This is a genomic window from Microbulbifer sp. NBRC 101763 (genome assembly GCF_040371615.1).
Lineage (GTDB): Bacteria > Pseudomonadota > Gammaproteobacteria > Pseudomonadales > Cellvibrionaceae > Microbulbifer > Microbulbifer variabilis.
Genome location: NZ_BAABQV010000008.1, coordinates 164,975 through 183,046, shown reverse-complemented (window position 1 = coordinate 183,046; position 18,072 = coordinate 164,975). Strand labels below are relative to the sequence as shown.

16 protein-coding genes are annotated in these 18,072 nt (G+C 50.7%); 4 read left to right on the top strand and 12 right to left on the bottom strand.

Annotated elements, in window-relative coordinates; all coding sequences use genetic code 11:
- Nucleotides 1–194: 194 nt before the first annotated feature.
- Nucleotides 195–3,029, bottom strand: coding sequence for a TonB-dependent receptor plug domain-containing protein (locus tag ABWV76_RS19525; protein WP_282951594.1), 2,835 nt, complete (start codon nucleotides 3,027–3,029; stop codon nucleotides 195–197).
- 229 nt (nucleotides 3,030–3,258) lie between these two features.
- Nucleotides 3,259–4,389 carry a tetratricopeptide repeat protein gene (locus tag ABWV76_RS19520; RefSeq protein WP_353377019.1) on the bottom strand — a complete coding sequence of 377 codons (1,131 nt, stop codon included), beginning with the start codon at nucleotides 4,387–4,389 and terminating at the stop codon, nucleotides 3,259–3,261.
- Nucleotides 4,390–4,767: 378 nt separating this feature from the next.
- Here ABWV76_RS19520 and ABWV76_RS19515 point away from each other — a divergent pair, with 378 nt between their 5' ends.
- Nucleotides 4,768–6,300 (top strand): peptide MFS transporter, encoded by a 1,533-nt coding sequence (locus ABWV76_RS19515; protein WP_020412010.1) that lies wholly within the window; start codon nucleotides 4,768–4,770, stop codon nucleotides 6,298–6,300.
- Between the two features lie 97 nt (nucleotides 6,301–6,397).
- Here ABWV76_RS19515 and ABWV76_RS19510 read toward each other — a convergent pair whose 3' ends face one another.
- From ABWV76_RS19510 to fabV, 9 genes are all read right to left on the bottom strand, one after another.
- Nucleotides 6,398–7,234 carry a sulfite exporter TauE/SafE family protein gene (locus ABWV76_RS19510; RefSeq protein ID WP_020412009.1) on the bottom strand — a complete coding sequence of 279 codons (837 nt, stop codon included), beginning with the start codon at nucleotides 7,232–7,234 and terminating at the stop codon, nucleotides 6,398–6,400.
- Between the two features lie 193 nt (nucleotides 7,235–7,427).
- Complete coding sequence (locus ABWV76_RS19505) at nucleotides 7,428–8,252, bottom strand: sulfite exporter TauE/SafE family protein (RefSeq protein ID WP_353377018.1); 825 nt, start codon at nucleotides 8,250–8,252, stop codon at nucleotides 7,428–7,430.
- A 99-nt stretch (nucleotides 8,253–8,351) separates the two neighbouring features.
- Nucleotides 8,352–9,125 (bottom strand): MBL fold metallo-hydrolase, encoded by a 774-nt coding sequence (locus tag ABWV76_RS19500; RefSeq protein WP_282951600.1) that lies wholly within the window; start codon nucleotides 9,123–9,125, stop codon nucleotides 8,352–8,354.
- Nucleotides 9,125–10,312: an NlpB/DapX family lipoprotein gene (locus ABWV76_RS19495; RefSeq protein ID WP_020412006.1), complete on the bottom strand. Its 1,188-nt coding sequence runs from the start codon at nucleotides 10,310–10,312 to the stop codon at nucleotides 9,125–9,127. The genes ABWV76_RS19500 and ABWV76_RS19495 overlap by 1 nt, the downstream gene beginning before the upstream one ends.
- Nucleotides 10,313–10,346: 34 nt before the next feature.
- Nucleotides 10,347–11,222 carry a 4-hydroxy-tetrahydrodipicolinate synthase gene (gene dapA / locus ABWV76_RS19490; protein ID WP_020412005.1) on the bottom strand — a complete coding sequence of 292 codons (876 nt, stop codon included), beginning with the start codon at nucleotides 11,220–11,222 and terminating at the stop codon, nucleotides 10,347–10,349.
- Between the two features lie 92 nt (nucleotides 11,223–11,314).
- Entirely contained in the window at nucleotides 11,315–12,280 is a 966-nt protein-coding gene (gene lpxL / locus ABWV76_RS19485) for an LpxL/LpxP family Kdo(2)-lipid IV(A) lauroyl/palmitoleoyl acyltransferase (RefSeq protein WP_020412004.1), read from the bottom strand.
- A gap of 113 nt (nucleotides 12,281–12,393) precedes the next feature.
- Nucleotides 12,394–12,627, bottom strand: coding sequence for a DUF2789 family protein (locus ABWV76_RS19480; protein WP_020412003.1), 234 nt, complete (start codon nucleotides 12,625–12,627; stop codon nucleotides 12,394–12,396).
- 85 nt (nucleotides 12,628–12,712) lie between these two features.
- The gene (locus ABWV76_RS19475) at nucleotides 12,713–13,756 is read right to left on the bottom strand and encodes an NADP(H)-dependent aldo-keto reductase (protein WP_353377017.1); all 1,044 of its coding nucleotides are present in this window, start codon (nucleotides 13,754–13,756) and stop codon (nucleotides 12,713–12,715) included.
- Between the two features lie 151 nt (nucleotides 13,757–13,907).
- Nucleotides 13,908–15,086 carry an enoyl-ACP reductase FabV gene (gene fabV, locus ABWV76_RS19470; RefSeq protein WP_353377016.1) on the bottom strand — a complete coding sequence of 393 codons (1,179 nt, stop codon included), beginning with the start codon at nucleotides 15,084–15,086 and terminating at the stop codon, nucleotides 13,908–13,910.
- A gap of 485 nt (nucleotides 15,087–15,571) precedes the next feature.
- On the opposite strand from fabV, the gene ABWV76_RS19465 reads away from it, so the two are divergent.
- From ABWV76_RS19465 to ABWV76_RS19455, 3 genes are all read left to right on the top strand, one after another.
- The gene (locus ABWV76_RS19465) at nucleotides 15,572–16,000 is read left to right on the top strand and encodes an acyl-CoA thioesterase (protein WP_020412000.1); all 429 of its coding nucleotides are present in this window, start codon (nucleotides 15,572–15,574) and stop codon (nucleotides 15,998–16,000) included.
- Between the two features lie 77 nt (nucleotides 16,001–16,077).
- Nucleotides 16,078–16,650: a tRNA-(ms[2]io[6]A)-hydroxylase gene (locus ABWV76_RS19460; protein WP_020411999.1), complete on the top strand. Its 573-nt coding sequence runs from the start codon at nucleotides 16,078–16,080 to the stop codon at nucleotides 16,648–16,650.
- Nucleotides 16,651–16,746: 96 nt separating this feature from the next.
- The gene (locus tag ABWV76_RS19455) at nucleotides 16,747–17,457 is read left to right on the top strand and encodes a DUF2238 domain-containing protein (protein ID WP_353377015.1); all 711 of its coding nucleotides are present in this window, start codon (nucleotides 16,747–16,749) and stop codon (nucleotides 17,455–17,457) included.
- A 3-nt stretch (nucleotides 17,458–17,460) separates the two neighbouring features.
- Here the strand turns inward: ABWV76_RS19455 and ABWV76_RS19450 are convergent, their stop codons facing one another.
- Complete coding sequence (locus tag ABWV76_RS19450) at nucleotides 17,461–17,937, bottom strand: Lrp/AsnC family transcriptional regulator (RefSeq protein WP_020411997.1); 477 nt, start codon at nucleotides 17,935–17,937, stop codon at nucleotides 17,461–17,463.
- Between the last annotated feature and the right edge of the window lie 135 nt (nucleotides 17,938–18,072).

The window sequence follows — 18,072 nt, the reverse complement described above, 5'->3', positions numbered from 1 at the left end:
AAAAATAATTCACCTAAGCAGAGAATCACGCACTTCGCATTAGCAAGCAGTATATTTATGGAAAGGAAAGAGATGGCTAAAAATCAAGCCCTAGATGAAGCGGAACCAAAACAAGTACTAGCGAGGACTCTAGAGGAGAGGAAAATAAAAAAGCGGGCCTTATGGCCCGCTGTTAGCGATTTCAGTAAAGAGGATTAGAACTCCATACGAACGCCCACGAATGCACTGCGACCAATATCATTGTAGACAGCAGCAGCAGTATCGTGCCCGGTTGTATTGCCCGGAATGCCAGTCAGAATAACCGGAGCCTCTTCATCCAGAACATTATTAATACCGAGATTTGCGCTGATGCTATCAGTGAATTGGTAGGAAGCGTACAGGTCATGGGTGACATAAGTGCCCACCTCAAAATTGTACAGGTCATTACTCAAGTCAGGCACTGCATCGCCAATGAAAGAGGTCTCCCACTGTACCATCAGTCGATCCAAGGAGTAATTAACTGTCGCAACCCACTCGTTCTCAGAAATACCAACTTCTCCTACGAGTTCATCGCCCTCTCCAAACTTAGTCTCAGTGTAATCAATTATATGACCATAGACTAAAGACAGATCCAACTGACCGCTACCTAATTCCATACCCCACTGAACCTGGACATCCACACCTTCGGTCTCGAGGGAACCTTCATTGATATAGCCAGAATTCACTTCAGTAATTTCACCCAACTGGAAGTCAGCGCCTGAAGTATCACGAACGATAAAGTCACAGAAGTTATTTGGATAGCTGGTAGAATTGAAACAGTAATCCACGGATGTCTGACGACCAACAGTATCGATTAGATTTTCAATTTCGATATTGTACCAGTCAACAGAGACAGACAGACTACCAATACCCAAGTCACGATCAAACACCACACCTAAGGTGTAACTGTCAGAAGTCTCTGGATCCAAGTTACCGTTGCCCTGATTAACGAAACCGCCAGTTCCTTGGATTTCAGTCTGTGTCAAGTCGAACACACCCTGATCCGCAATTCGAGCAGCTACAGCAGGAATAGCACGGCAGTTTTCAGCGATAGTACCAGTAGTGGTTGCAGTTACCCCATTACAAGGGTCGCTTACTGCACCAAAGGATTCTCCACCAGGCGCGAAAAGTTCACTGATATTTGGGGCACGTACAGCGCGTGCATACTGACCACGAACTCGTAAATCATCATTGATAACCCACGAAACACGAGCAGTATAAGCATCGGTATTGCCAACAGTGCTGTAATCTGCATAACGATATGCAGCGCCGACACTCAACTCTTGGACACCAGGAAGACCCGAGAGTATTGGTGCCTCTACCTCAACATACAACTCAGTAGCATCGAAGCTGCCTTCAGTAGGCTCTTCTTTGTTTCCGGCATTCTGACCGGTGCGAGTTAAGGCGTCAGGGAAATCTGCCGCGTACTCATCACGGTACTCGAGGCCAGCAGCCAAGCTTAAGGGGCCAGAAGGTAACTCAAACAGTTCGCCACTTATGTTGATACCACCAAAGGTTTGCTTGGTGCGCTGGTCGCGAATTGACGGAGCAGTTACATACTTTGCTGCATCCGCAGAAATGGCACCATAACCAAACAGGTTAATTGGTACGCACCCTTCTGCCACTGCCGCGGCATCAGCACATACGATATTGCCATCGCCATCAACGGTCGCATCCAACGCATTTCGGAAGTTGGAAATATTAAGCTGACCTGTGCCACGCTGGCTATCCTGCATTTGGCCTTGACCAAAGTAAGCATCCCAATTCCAGTCGTTGAACTCACCGCGCAGACCTACCAAGCCACGGAAAGTTTGACGCTCCGCAAAAGAGCCCCGCTGCTCCAGCTCTGTGGTACGACGGAAATATTCAATTACGTCGTCACCCTCAGCTACTACAGCGGCGCGCAGGTCATCTGGTACGAAGGGGTTATCAACAGAGATCCCAGTAATGAATAAGTCATCGTTACTGTGTGGGTATGGCTCGATTTCACTCTGCGTTTCGGTGCGGGCAAAGGTGGTCTCGATAAACGCTTCCAAAGAGTCATTAATCTGATAGTTCAGGTTAGAACTAATCAGGTAGCGTTCTGTTGGCACAGTGTAGCGACGGAAGTTTTGGCGGTTAAACCCATACTTCTCCTGATCCCAAGGAACAACTTGGCCACCATCAACTACATAAGAGTCCCCTGTGGATGGGACAAAGAAGCGGCCGTGCTCAGAGTAGGAGGAGTAAAATGGAGCGGTGCTATCCTGACAATCGTCGATATTTTGTGTCAAACGGCAAGTAGCAATATCGTCAACTTCAGTATTCTTGCGGTCACGTGCCAAAACACCTTTTTGATCGGTGTAGGTCATAGAGATAACGGCATTACCTTTACCGTCATCAAAATTGCCGCCAGCAGTGATGTTAAAACGATCCGTTTGGTCATCGCCAAACTCTACAGTTTCACCATGCGAGGAGGTGATGCTCACCCCTTCGAAGTCATCCTTGAGGATAACGTTGATTACACCAGCAAGTGCATCAGAACCATAGATGGCCGATGCACCACCAGTAATAACTTCTACACGCTCGATTAGCTCAGTAGGGATAGTGTTCCAGTCAACAGCTGATGTACCTGCAACACCAGAAACGTAACGACGCCCGTTAACCAGTACAAGGGTACGATCCTCTCCCAGGTTGCGAAGCTCAACGGTGTTGATACCAGCCCCAGAAGTAAAGAAGTTAGAGTTGCTACTAGAAATACCTGACACACCAGTTGCCGGCAGACTCCGCAGAACATCAGCACTGTTCACCATGCCGGAGAATTCGATGCTCTCAGAGTTTACGGTTGTGATTGGTGTAGCAGCTTCCAGGTTAGATCTGGTGATGCGTGAACCGGTTACGATTACTTCCTCAACCAGTGTCGCGTCATTTGCATCCGCGGATTCCTGGGCAAAAGCTTGGCCAGTTGCTCCAAGGACTACAGATACTCCAAGTGCTGTCTTGATTGCAGACGAAAGGATATTCCTTTTCATTGTTTTATCTCTCTCTAGAGTAGGGCTGGGCCCTACTAGATACGTTTGAGTTTACTCATGAAGCAACCACCCCCATGGCCACTTCAGCTCCCAACGTAGATAGAGACGAACCAGATACTCCCCCCCTCAATAAAAATTTACCCAAAACTCAAAAAAAGTGCTTACCTTGCTAACCTGCATCTCTGAACACTTCCCTCAATTGTGACAAGTCACAATCTGTACACCCCCCCTACTTCAAAAGTAAATTCAACTTGCGCTCATAAGCTTTCGCAGTAGATGGCCCAGTTACCAAAGAAAAGGCCTCTTCAAAGCTTGCTCGTGATGCCGCCATGTTCCCAAGCTGGTACCTTGCCAACCCTAAAAGAAAGTGAAAGCGGTGATCACCCTCATACCGCCAAACAGCACGGCGCAAATGCTTCTCGGCTTGCCTATACTCGCCAACTTCGTAGGCTTCCCGAGCCTGATAGTAGAGATAATAAGGATTTCTCTCGCGATGAAAGCGGGCACGCTTGGCATAGATATCAGCAAGACCCTCTTCACCCTTGAAGCGATAAAGTCGCTCTAAGTTACTAATCGCGGTGAGATTATTATTCTTCAAGAACAAGGACTTACGATAACTTTGCTCCGCTTCTTGGAGGAATCCAAAGTGGCTGTACATTGCCCCTAGGTTAGCCCACAAGTCGCTTCTCTCCGGGCTCATCTCCACCGCCTTTCGCAAGTGCAAAAAAGCTTGCTTCCGCTCTCCTGCACGCATCAGCTCAATTCCCCGATTACTGTAATAAAGCGAAAAGGCTGTGGTGTCATCCAGCTCGAACTGTTTATAGACTGGGTCATAGGCAGCCAGATTAAAGTCGACTACCCGGCGGCCACGGAGGCTTTCAGAAACCATATTTATATGGCGATAAAGTACAAAGGTCTCCGCCTCATCATGACTCCAAACTGGTGGAACCTCTACCTGATTGAAGTAAGCTTCCGCTCCCAACTCCCGAGCCATAGCCACCATCATCAACGTAAAAGCAAGGCAATTACCTCTTTCCTGGCGATAGGTTTCCATAGCCGAAAGCGTACTGTTTTCATCGTACTGGACCAGAAACTCTCGCTCCTCGAAGGCCCTTATCAGAGCGGCAAGGCGGTGGCGAGAATCAGAGTCAGGAGCCAGAGTCGCCAAAAAATCTCGCACCTCGGAAGATAGCCAAAGAAGATCCTCTGAGGGCAACTCATTCAGGCTGACCGGATACCCAAGTATTGCCTCCCCGCTCAAGGCCGAGGCCAGGTCTATCTCCGCTTTATCTTTTTTAGAGGGCAAGCTTGAACAAGCAGCCAAGAACAGGATCAGGCTAAGCAGCAATGGGGCTTTCATTGTTATTTTCCCCTTGAAATAGGTTTTCAAACAGGATTTACCACTATTTTGAGAGTAAAGGAAGTGCCCAATTTCCATTTCACCAAATAATCCGACAACGGTTCGCCTGTAAATTAGACAACTGGTAAACTTCAGGAATTGCTTTGGGGGCTAGCTCGCAAGCTTCTATCTTCTAATTCCATGAGAAGGGCTTTCTTATGGCAAGGAAAAGAACTAGTTAGCTAAAGAATCTCGAATCAATACTTGAGGGGGTATAGTTTCTCCTGAATAGACGAGATGACCGCATGGTCAAAGCGAGCAACTGCTCGGGATCAATAGAGATGTACCCGGTATGCCCTGCATACCCTACTAGAGCTATAACAATTGGAAATTCAGCTTATGTCGTCGAATACACATCAGAATGGAGGGGGCTTTTTTGGCCACCCCAAAGGGCTTTCCACACTGTTCTTCACTGAAATGTGGGAGCGGATGAGTTACTACGGTATGCGCGCTCTGCTCGTACTGTTTATGACCGCCAGCTTGCAAGAAGAAGGTTTAGCCTTCACTGTCGCTGCTGCTACGGCGATCTATGGTCTTTACACTGGCGCTGTCTACTTCCTTGGCCTGCCTGGTGGCTGGATTGCGGATCGCCTCCTTGGCGGACAGCGGACCATATGGTATGGCGGCATTATTATCATGTGTGGCCATATCGTTCTGGCAATCCCTACAGATAGCAGTTTCTTTATTGGCCTGATTCTGGTTGCTTGCGGTACTGGTCTACTCAAACCCAATATCAGTGCCCTGGTCGGTCACCTCTATCAGCCCGATGATGTTCGCCGTGATAGTGGCTACGCACTTTATTATATGGGTATCAATATTGGTTCGATTCTCGGTTATGCAATTTGTGGATATTTTGGTGAGAATGTTGGCTGGCATTGGGGCTTTGGTGCAGCAGCGGTCGGTATGGCGATCGGTCTTATCCAATACCGTAGGACAATCGGGAATCTGGGTGATGCGAGCCTGGCACCGGAAAACCCTCTAGCTCCAGAAAAGGCCAAGCTTGCATGGCGGATCATCGGAGTAATCGCTGTCGGTGTGGCCTTGATCACCGGTCTTGCCATGAATGGCACTATCGTTATTAATCCAACGGTCATGGCTCAATATGTCGCGGTGGCCTTTACTTTAACTTTCCTGGCCTACTTCGGCTTCATTTACTTCGGCGGAAAGTTGAGCGGTTCCGAAAAAAAGAAAATGTGGGCCCTGTTCCTGGTTTGTGTGGCCTCTACTTTTTTCTGGTCAGGCTTCGAGCAAGCCGGCTCATCTCTAAACTTGTTTGGTCGTGATTATACTGACCGCCTTATCGGCTCTTTTGAAATGCCGGCATCTTGGCTGCAGAGCTTCAACTCCATCTTTATTATTACCCTTTCACCTTTCTTCGCCGCCCTATGGATTAATCTTGGTAAGCGGATGATCACGCCATCCTATGGGCTAAAGTGTGCAATTGGCCTCATCATTATGGCAAGCGGCTTCCTGGTGATGTTCTTTGCGGCTCAATATGCCGCTGATGGCCTTAAAGTCGCTCCATACTGGCTGGTTACAACTTACTTCCTGCATACTGTTGGCGAACTCTGCCTGAGCCCGGTAGCATTGAGTGCTGTTAGCAAACTGTCTCCGCGCCGCTTCGCTGGACAGATGATGGGAGTCTTTGTCCTAACTTATTCCATCGGCAATATTTTCTCGGGTCTTCTGGCTGGACACTTCGATCCTAGTAATGTTGCAGAAATGCCCGACCTTTACCTGCAAATCAGCCTGTTCACCATCGGCGTAGGTATTATCCTCGCGTTGATCAGCCTGAAATCCAAGTATTGGGAAAGTGACACCAATGAAAGTCAGCAGGCGGCAGAATCCCAAGTGGAAACAAAAACTGCATGAGAGACGCCTTAAACTGAGTCCAGTTTGATGAAAGCCGCTGGAAACAGCGGCTTTCATTTAAAGGCTAACCGAGATAGTTGATTGCCAGTAATTGAAGTCAATTAGCTAAAACATTTGTTAGCAAACTGAAATTTTGCCAAATAAACCGTCCCCCGATAACACAGAGCAGTAAAGCAAAACACAATTTCAATCGCTCAGCTGAAAACCTATGCGCCAAGCTCGCTCCTACTTTGGCAAAGAACACACTGGTTAAAACAATACCCAAAAATGCGGGCCAATAGATGTAGCCACTACTCCAGCTAGGCAGCAACTTATTACTCCATCCTTGCACAACAAAACTGAGAGTCCCCGAAATTGCGATAGGCAACCCAAATGCCGCAGAGGTTCCCACAGCATGCTGCATCTTGACCCGGTAGTGAGATAAATAAGGTACTACCAGAGCCCCACCTCCGATTCCGAAAATGGCCGCTAACCAGCCAATTACCCCACCAGAACAAATTAAGGGAAATCGAGATGGTAACCGGCTATTACCGTTCTTTAGAGGCATAGCTCTCAAGCCACTCAATCCCATGCGTATTGCCATTAAGATGGCAAAAATACCTATCAAGAGCTGTAGCCAAGCACCAGGCAATAAGTCTGCGGTCACACCACCCAGCCAGGACCCCAGAAGTATTCCCGGGGTCATCAGCCAAAATAAGTGCCAGTCTACTGCGCCCTTTGCGTTGTGCGCTCGCACTGAGCTGATTGAAGTTACGACTATTGTCGCCAGAGAAGTCCCCACGGCCATGTGGGTTAGGACCTTAGGAGAAATATCTATTGCAGAAAAAATCAGTACCAGTGCCGGCACAATAATCAGGCCTCCTCCAATTCCCAAGAGGCCTGCTGCAGTCCCAGCAACCGCACCGAGCAATAAATAAATAAAAAACATCTCCATGATGCTTCATTTTAGTCACTACTAATAGCGCACCGAGACAGATGTTAGTGAATATTTTAGAGCCCATAAACAGATAAGTAGGCAGATATAATAAGACGGGATCACCTGATTCTGCCAAAGGAAAAGAATCTTAAGATCCCCCCAATCAACCAAATCGCTTCAAGAGGAAACTACCATTAAAATCTGCCAGTATCTAAGAGGTTAGCAAGCTGCTATTGAGCCAAATAAAGCGCCCGCCTATCATACAAAGTAAAACAGCAAAGCCATGTTTTAACCACTTTGCCGGAAGACGGTGAGCCAGATTGGCCCCAAAACGGGCAAACAAGGTACTGGTTGCGACGATTCCCAGGAAAGCGGGCCAATAGATATATCCACTGCTCCAGCTCGGCAGCTGGCTATTATCCCACCCCTGCACCGTAAAACTCAGCGCCCCAGCTAAAGCGATTGGTAACCCGCAAGCTGCAGAGGTGGCAACCGCGCGCTGAATTTGTACACGACACCGGGAAAGAAAAGGTACGGTGAGGGACCCTCCGCCAATACCAAAAATTGCAGAGGCCCAACCTATCACGCCGCCGGCAGCAGCCAGCAAAGGAGCAACTGGAGGATTACCAACTCCCTCCTCAACCTGGCCATGGCGGAGGCCACTCAGCCACATACGGACGGCAATCACAATGGCGAAGACTCCTATCAATAACTGTAACCAGGCCCCAGGTAACAGTTCCGCCGTCATCCCTCCCAGCCAAGAGCCCAGCAGTACTCCCGGCGTCATCTTCCTGAACAGCTGCCAATCCACAGCTTCTCTCTTGTGATGGGCTCGTACAGAACTAATAGAAGTAATAACAATCGTGGCAAGTGAGGTCCCAACAGCCATATGGGTCAGAATTTCTGGCGAGACTCCCATAGCGGTAAAAACCAGTACCAGCGCTGGAACAATAATCAGGCCGCCACCAACACCAAATAGGCCAGCGATAGTGCCAGCCACCGCCCCAACCAATAGATAAATCAGTATTGTTTCCATATATCCCCCGTCCCTCGAATAGCCAGAGGTCGTCCTAACTAAGGCAAAGCAGATTTGTATTGAGAGATTTAGAGCCGAGTGGTACGAAGCGAATGGGGCCTATCCCCGTGCTTCCACTGTGAGCCAGTCGAATCCCTCTTGCTGGCAGGCAAAAATACAATTCTCCACACTTTCCGCCATCTCAGCCATCGCTGAACGGGCAAGTTCCAGCGTATTATTCTTCTCACTAATATGGGCCACCACTAAGTGCTGCAGCTGTTCATAGCCCACCCGCTGCAAAAATCCGGCAGCCTGTTGATTACTCAAATGACCATAAGCTCCGCCAACCCGCCTTTTTAATGAGGGAGGGTATGGCCCCTGTGCCAGCATCTGGGGATCGTGATTAGCCTCCAAAACCAGTGCGTCGCAGCCGCTAAAGTGGGCCTCTACATGAGGTGTCACCGTACCCAGATCAGTAAGGAGGCCGAGACTACTGCCACGACTGCGAAAAACATACTGCGCAGCTTCCCGTGCATCGTGAGGCACAGCCACAGGTGTGACTTGTATACCGGCAACAGTAAGCGGTTGATGACCTTCAATCAGGTGAACTTCAGGCAACTTGCCAATATCGCGAGCTCGGAGAGTGCCCGGGGTCAGGTAAACAGCCAAGCCATACTTACGCGCGAGAGGAGCAACCCCAGACAGGTGGTCGCTGTGTTCATGGGTTACCAGAATGGCAGTGAGATCGGCAGGGGACATACCGAGCCGCGCCATACGCCGCTCGGTCTCCTTGATGGTAAAGCCACAATCAACAAGCAGGCAGTGGTCGCCACTGGCGACCAGAGTGCCGTTGCCTTTGCTGCCGCTTCCCAGTGAGGCGAAGCGCAGGCCCATTAAATCAAGTTCTGCTGAATCGAGAGTAGTAACTCAGAGGCTTTGGTCCGAGACAGCGGCTGGCCACGGGTATCGCGGATACGCACTTCAATCTCATCATCATTTCCGCGAATCACAATCAAGTAGCCAGGATATTCTCCTTCGGGACTAGCGCTTACACCAAGCCCTTTGATCTCTTTGAACAAGGGAGGCTCAGTGCCTTCAGTGGTATCGATACCGGCAAGAATCTGCTGCAGGGTAACCTGGTTAGCACTATCGGCCAGCTCATCTTGTTTGTCCTTCTTACCCCAAGAGAACCAGCCACCGTCATCCTCACTATCGGCCAACTCGCGCTCCTCATCGTAAGTGACGTAGAAAAGGCCGATATCAGAATCTTCACGATGCAGACGATAACCTCCCGCATTCACCGCATGAGCGACTGTCGCCCAAGCGCGCTCCATCTCCAGCCCCATAGAGATATAGGGCTCATGGCCAACCGGCTCGCGCAACTGAACCTTCACAGTACTGCCACCGATAGCTTGGGCCACCAATGAAGCAGAAGCACCAGTGGATTCGGTTGCCAGGGATGTGGACATTTCATCGATCATCCAACCTTCGCGTTCAGGGCTACTGGAACGCTGTGGCCAGTTGACGGAGCCTCCCACCGGAGCATCCGCGGCAACCGACAGGTGACGCACGTGGATCTCGGTAGTGTCGGGCTGCACACCGGTTTCAATCTGCAGGCGGTACTTATCTTTGGTTTCCGGGCTCTCGTTAAATGTCATCCAGGCCGTTTCCATAATACCGGTGCTGGCATCAGACATCTCCACGTGTAAGCCCGAGGAGCGCAAGAAATAATGCAGCTGAGGCCAAACCTCTGCCGGTGGTTGGGATACCAGCACCCAACGGTTGCTACCCAGCTTTTGTATCTTTACCCGTTCCGTTCCAGCATTGACAGATAATGCTTGAGGCCGCGGAACCTCGAAGTCACTCTGCTCCAGTTCATTTCCTGCAATCTGGGGGATCTCATAGAGCTCCTCCTGGTGCTTGGCGTTGATGCCTTCCGGTATCTGCAGCGGTGCCAAGCTGTCGGCCTGTTGGTAATCATTGCTGCGATCGCGGAAATAGCCATCGTTGCCGAACACACCACAACCTGCCAGGGTAAGACTGGAAATACAGAGCGCGGCTCCAACGGTCAATTTATTCATCAAAGCTTTCCTGGTTAATTCTCTGTTCGCGGACTCACAGTACGCCGGCACTGCGCAAAGCTTCGCGCACTGTAGCATGATGCTCAGGGGAAAGGCTGGTCAGCGGCAGGCGAATCCCCCCGTCTATACGCCCCATTTCCCGCAGAGCCCATTTCACCGGTATCGGGTTGGACTCCAAAAACAGCACTTTGTGCAATATTTGGATACGCTGATCAATTGCCCGTGCAGTCGCAGCATCTCCGGCCAGAGCAGCTTCACACATTTGCGCAACAGCAGCTGGGGCGACATTGGCGGTGACGCTGATATCACCTTGCCCCCCCATCAGGATCAACTCCATCGCAGTGCAGTCATCGCCGGAGTAGACGGCGAAACCCTGGGGAAGAGTTTCTAATAGAACTTTAGCCCGCTCCAGGTCTCCAGTCGCTTCCTTGATTCCAACAATATTGCCAATGGCAGCCAAACGTTGCACAGTCTCGGGCAACATATCCACAGCTGTGCGCCCAGGCACGTTATACAGGATCTGCGGAATGGCCACCGCTTTGGCGATAGCGCGATGGTGTTGATACAAGCCCTCCTGGGAAGGCTTATTGTAATAGGGGGTCACCAATAAACAGGCATCGGCGCCACAACGAGCGGCATTTTCTGTCAGTTCAATCGCTTCAGTAGTTGAGTTGGCACCCGTTCCTGCAATCACTGGAACGCGCCCCGCAACCTGATCTACCACGCGCCGGATGACCTCAATGTGTTCATTCACATCCAGAGTGGCTGATTCGCCGGTAGTACCTACTGCAACCAATGCGCGGGTGCCTTGTTCTATATGCCACTCAACCAAATTGCGCAGACTGTCCCAATCCAGGCTTCCGTCTGCGTACATTGGGGTAGCCAAGGCCACCATACTGCCGGTAAACATTCTCTCTCCTTAATTTTCGCGCTCGGCCTGGAATAGCACCGCCAGAATCGAACCTGTATGTTACTTAGGGCGCAGTGTCTATGCCAGTGTGACTAGCTCGCCACTTTCCTGCGCTTCTTTTTCTTCTTGCGGACTCCTTCGTACACATTATTGGCGCCTTCCGGCCGGGTCTTAAAACGTCGATGCACCCACATATACTGTTCTGGTGCCTCTCGAATACGAGCTTCAATGAACTGGTTGACCAGGATGGCATCCTGCAGTTCGTCTCCAGAGGGAATCTCCTCAATAGGTGGGTACACCTTCAGGCGGTAACCGGAGCAATCCTCCAAACGGGTCAGCACATAGGGTACTACCTTGGCGCGTCCTACCCGGGCAAATCGCGATGTGCCTGTCACCGTTGCCGCAGGATTGGAAAAAAACGGGGCAAAGACGCCCTGCTTAATTCCATAATCCTGGTCTGGAGCATACCAGACGGCACGCCCCTGCTGCAGGGCGCGCAGTACCCCACGAACATCCTTACGCTGGTAGACACTACCATCACCAGTATGGCGCTCACGCCCTTTACGCTGCATATAGTCATATACAGGGTTTTTGTGCGGCCGGTACATACCATCAAGGGTAATGCTCATCCCCATAAGAGCCGCCCCCAATTCCAGGGTGGTAAAGTGCATAGCCATTAGCAGCACACCTTGCCCCTCAGCCTGGATATCCTGCAAGGCTTCCAACCCCTCTATAGAGACACGCTTACGCAGCCAGCGCGCAGAGCGAAACCAGGCCATGCCGGTTTCCATTAGGGCAATTCCGCTGGACTCGAAATTTCGACGAAGAAGTTGTGAGCGTTCAGCCTTACTGAACTCAGGAAAACACAGGGCAAGGTTGCGCTCGGCAATAGTGCGCCGGCTTGGGGCTAGCCTCATCATCACCTTGCCCACACCACGCCCTATAGACAACTGCCAACGAAAAGGCAGCTGAGCCAGCAGGAACCAAAAAGCAAAGAGCAACCAGGTCAGCCAGTGCCGGGGGTGCAGTAAGGCAACTCGAAATCGGGGTTTTTCCATCGGGTATCGCTACGCTGCCGGCGAATAGTCACCAGCTTAATCGGTTGAATTCGGCGTAGTATAACCCATGGGATACAGGCTGGAATGGACAGCAGCCGCAGGAGTGTTACAACTTAATGGCGCAGGAGGGAATCCAGCTCATCAACAGCGACGCACCAGTCAGAATCTTCCTCTATGGCGCTCCGAAGAAACTCCCTCTGCCCCTCAGTCCAAAATGATGCGGAAGATAATTTCTCATGCCTATGCAAATAGTGAGTAATCAGAAACTCATGAATCGCCGCATCTTCCGACGACATCCCCAGCTGGGCAAAGAGATCGTTGAGCGTGTGATGCCCGGTCGTTTCCATGGGAGCTGCCTCTCTCGTGCTCACGTGATGTATTGGTACCGATTTAGTGGTTTGTGTTCCCCATTATAGATAGCAGAGCCACCTGTTACGGAGCCGGATTTGGGTTGTACTGATGAATAGCTTCAATCGCAGCTAGCTGTTCGTTATCCAAAAGTAATTCAGTACTGGCAATATTGCTACGCAACTGTTCCATGGTGGTTGCGCCGATGATATTGCTAGTCACAAACGGCTGCTGGTTGACGAATGCCAGAGCCATCTGTGCAGGGTCTAGACCAAACTGGCGGGCCAACTCCACATAAGCACCGGTAGCTGTTGCACTGCGATCGTTTGTGTAGCGTTGAAAACGCTCATACAAAGTCAGGCGTGCCCCTGCAGGCCTTGCGCCGCCAAGGTACTTGCCGGACAAGACACCAAAGGCAAGTGGCGAATATGCCAGAAGGCCACATTGCTCCCGGATGGAGATCTCCGCACAGCCCACTTCAAAGCTCCGGTTGAGCAGATTGTATGGATTCTGAATGGAAACGATACGCGGCTTACCATAAACAACTGACTCTCTTAGGTATTCATGCATGCCCCAAGGCGTCTCGTTAGAAATACCGATATAACGCACCTTGCCTGCCTTGACCAACTCCTCCAGTGCATTGAGTGTCTCGGCAATAGTAATGCCATCATCACCTCCATGCTGGTACCCTAGACAACCAAAAAAGTTGGTTTGGCGTTCCGGCCAATGGACCTGATAGAGATCGAGGTAATCGGTGCCCAGCCTTTTTAGGGACTCATCACAAGCTTTCAGTACATGATCTCGGCTGAGGCGCGGTCCAGAACGCAGGTGCCTAACCCCCGGATTAGCCTCACCGCGCCCCGCCACTTTTGTGGCAATAATTACCTTGTCACGACCGCCACGGGCCGACAGCCATTTACCGATATATTCCTCGGTGAGCCCCTGAGTCTCAGGGCGCGGCGGCACCGGATACATCTCGGCACAATCGATAAAATTTACCCCTTGATCAAAGACATAATCCAGCTGTTTAGCCGCATCAGCAGCTGTATTTTGCTCACCAAAAGTCATTGTGCCCAGACAAATCTGGCTGACTTTGAGATTGCTGGTGCCAAGCTGGCGGTAATTCATGGCGTCCTCTCTCCACAAAAAGGCGAAACAGGAATTATGCCGTTTTGGGACTTGAGAGAGTAGATAGAAGACCTGGGTGGGGTTGGATCAAGGAGCGGCCATGCCGCTCCTTGTAGAATGCAAAATTGCAGTCGGGACTGGTTCAGCGTTATCAGCTGAATTCAGCTTCTACCTGCGGGCTGGTGTCTGCGTCGTAATCAACACCGGTTACGCCAAAACCAAACAGCTTGAGAAAATCGGCCTGATAACCTTTGTAATCAGTCAACTCAAAAAGATTTTCTTTGGTCACTTCTGGCCACAATTTTTCAATCTTAGCCTGGGTCTCCTCGCGCAACTCCTTGTCATCCATACGCAGGCGGTTATCACTATCGAGGCGCGGGCTATCGGTGTACAGACCCTCGGTATACAAGCGGTACAACTGCTCGATACAGCCTTCGTGGGTGCCCTCTTCTTTCATCACCTTGTAGACCAGGGAGATATATAGTGGCATCACTGGAATTGCAGAGCTCGACTGAGTGACCAGTGCTTTCAGTACCGCGACATTTGCCGCCGCCTGACCACTTTCAGTAATGGCTCTGGCCGCCCGATCCAGGTCCTCCTTCGCCTTACCAATAGTCGCATGACCGTAAATAGGCCAAGTTAACTTTTCACCGATATAGGTGTAAGCAACTGTCTTGCAGGTATCTGACAATACGCCGGCATCGCCTAAAGCCTGCATCCACAGTTCCCAATCCTCACCGCCCATAACCTTCACGGTATTGGAAATCTCTTCCTCACTGGCAGGATCAACTGTGATGTCCGAGATTTCCAGCTTGTCGGTATTGAGGTTCCTGGCGGTGTAAGACTCACCGATCGGCTTCAATACAGAACTGTAAAGTTCACCAGTCTTGGGATCGGTACGACGTGGAGATGCCAAGCTGTAGACCACCAGGTCTACCTGCCCCAGATCCTCTTGAATCATCTGAATCGCCTGGGCCTTCACCTCATCAGAGAAGGCATCCCCATTAATACTCTTGGCGTACAGGCCCGCCTTATGCGCTTCGTCCTCGAACGCAGCCGAGTTGTAATAACCGGCAGAAGCGGTGCGCTTTTCTGTGGGCGGCTTCTCAAAGAACACCCCCAGGGTCTTGGCGCCACAACCAAAAGCGGCAGTGATACGCGAAGCGAGGCCGTAACCGGTGGAGGCACCTACAACCAGAACCCGCTTGGGGCCATTCTCAATTGCTGGCTGAGACTTGATGTACTCAATCTGTTCACGCACATTGGCTGCACAGCCCTGCGGGTGGGCATTGGTACAAATAAATCCGCGTACTTTCGGCTGGATGATCATCCTTACTGTCTCTCCCTTTGCACTTGGGGAATCGTGGTTATGTGATCACAGATACGCTTACAGCGCATCGGGAAAACACTGACGGCCCCAAGAATAAAGACACTTGGGACATATTCCCGGCCATTCTACTGGTTGTGGATGGTGAGTCCCATAGCGACATTTCCAGGCTGGCGAGCAGATTGTCCAGAATATCCCACCCAGCGGCCAAAGCAGCCACCAAACCCATCTATTGTGACTTATCGCACTATTTATGTGCTCTCAGGTGCCTAATCGCGCCAAATATGTGCTTGCCTTAAACTCCGTGACACTCTTTACAACCTTTTTCCTCGGCTACACTTTTTTTGCCTTGGCACGCTGTATGCAGTAACTCCCTATGTGAGTATCGATTTAATCTCTGTTGCGAAATTTGCCGAGGATTACTTCTGGCAAATTCGCCACCAGTAGCTCACCAATTGTTCATTCCACAGTTAGTTAGGAAGGTCAGTGTGAAATACTATTCGCGTCACTGTGTAAAGCCCGGCGACCTGAACCCCGCCCAGCGCCTGTTTGGCGGCCAGTTACTCGCCTGGATTGATGAAGAGGCTGCCATTTTTGCCGGCTGTCAGATGGGTACACCAATGCTGGTAACCAAGCTAATGTCAGAGATCGATTTTGTCAGCCCTGCCTGCTGCGGAGACGTAGTAGAGTTTGGGTTTGAAGTGATCGGCATTGGCCAGAGTTCACTCACCGTGCACTGTGAGGTTCGCAATAAGCAGAGCCAGGAGTTAATTGTGCAAGTCGAGCAAATAGTCTTCGTAGCTTTGGGTGCTAATGGCAGGCCAACCCCCCATGCTAAAGCCGGCATGTCCCTGGAGCAGGCGCGAATTGCTACCCAGCGCGATCGGGAAGTACGCGAACGCCGCCTGGCGAGCTAAAACCTTTTTCAACAGGGCCAGCAGGTCAATCCTATCGATGGCGGTATAATGGCGTTTTTGCGTCACCGCCATCCACCATGTTCCAACTGTATTACAAGACCCCGAAAGACTGGGCCCAAGTCGTTCTCAGTGACTTTAACCGCTTCCTGCAGGATCATGCCGCAGCGGAAAAGAAAGCCTCTGGTATGGCAGTGTCCATGTTCTCTCACTATCCCGATAAACCTCTACTGGTCGAGGCCATGGTGAATCTGGCTTTAGAGGAGATGAACCATTTCCGCCAAGTGATCAGGATTATGCATGAGCGGGGGATCTATCAGGCACCAGATGAGAAAGATCCCTATATTCATGCCCTGCGCAAGCTGATTCGCCGTGGTCCGGAAGAGTACCTGATAGACCGCCTGCTCACCGCAGCAATTATTGAAGCGCGAGGCTGTGAGCGTTTTGGCTTGGTCGCTGAGGCCCTTCCAGCGGGATCATTACAAACTTTCTATAAGGTCATTACAGAAAGTGAGGCCCGCCACCATGAACTGTTTGTTGAGTTGGCCTTGGAGTATTTCCCCCGTGAGGCGGTGGAGAGTCGCCTTGCCCATTTGCTGAATGAGGAAGCCAGGATTATTGCCGCCCTTCCCTACCGGCCGGCCCTGCATTAGCTATTCATACCAGGGGTCATTTGGCCCAATCCACAACGGCGGACAATGGTGTATCCTGGCGCAGATATACTTTTTTTGCAGTGGGTTTTTACAGTCATGTCCGCTATTCGAAAACACTGGTACCGCCTGTTATTACTGGCTATTTTCTCAGTCGCATGGGGCTGGTCAGCCTGGCAGCCGCTGCATCCGGATGACTGGTTATTAGAAAATTACCTGGTCTTTGCGGCGCTGCCGGTAATTTTGATCAGCATACGTATGCTCCCGCTCTCCAACGTCTCTTATACGCTGATCACCGTGTTTATGTGCCTGCATGTGTTTGGCTCCCACTACACCTATGCAGAAGTGCCCTTTGGTTACACTCTGCAGGAATGGCTTGGCGCCGAGCGCAATATGTACGATCGCCTGGTGCACTTTAGTTTTGGGTTGCTGCTCGCCTACCCAGTGCGGGAAATATTAATACGCCTGGCTGGTCTGCGTGGATTCTGGGCCTACTTCTTCCCAGTAGATGTGACGTTTGCCCTCTCTTCTATTTACGAAATTATTGAATGGTTGGCAGCACGGACAGTTTCTCCGGAGCTGGGAATCGCGTTCCTCGGCTCCCAGGGCGATATCTGGGACGCGCAAAAGGACATGCTGCTGGCGGGGCTGGGCTCCATCCTGGTGATGCTGGTCGTACTGGCCTTGAATCTCTGGCTCAGCTCCAATGCCTGGCGGGAAATCCGCAATAGCCTCAAAGTACCACATGGAGACAAGGCTCTTGGCGAGGTAAAACTCCGCCAATGGTTACGCAAGCGCCACAGCCACTGAAGCTTACTTATCAACAGCGTATGTGAGAGGTAAACGGGTCGTCTGTTTCATGGTCTCCATTACGAAGCTGGAACTGACATCAAATAGGTCGGCCTTAATTAGTTCTTTATACAGGCGGTCGTAACCAGGCATATCGGTCACCACCGCCTTGATCAGGTAATCCAGATCCCCACTCATCCGGTGTACCTCCAGAATCTCAGCAACCCCCTGCACCAATTCGGCAAACTGGGCTGCCCACTGGTCATTGTGTTGGTTGGTACGGATAGAGATATATACAGTCAGGGGCAAATTTAACTTATGCTGGTTTAGCAAGGTCACTCTATCAGCGATAATCCCTTCCTCTTCCATCTTGTGAATGCGCCTCCAGCAAGCGGATTTTGACACACCCACTCGCTCAGCAATTTCCCCAACAGACAGCGTCGCATCCCCCTGTAACAGCTCCAGAATTTGTTTGTCTTGCCTGTTTAGCCGCGCCGCCATTAAAGCCCCTCCTTTAAAACATTCATAATAATTACTAGTGTTTCCACCATACCTTTTTAAAGCATTAACGTACCGAAAAATAAAATAAAACGGCACAATGTTTCGAAATTTACCAATTAAAAAAGACAAACAGGG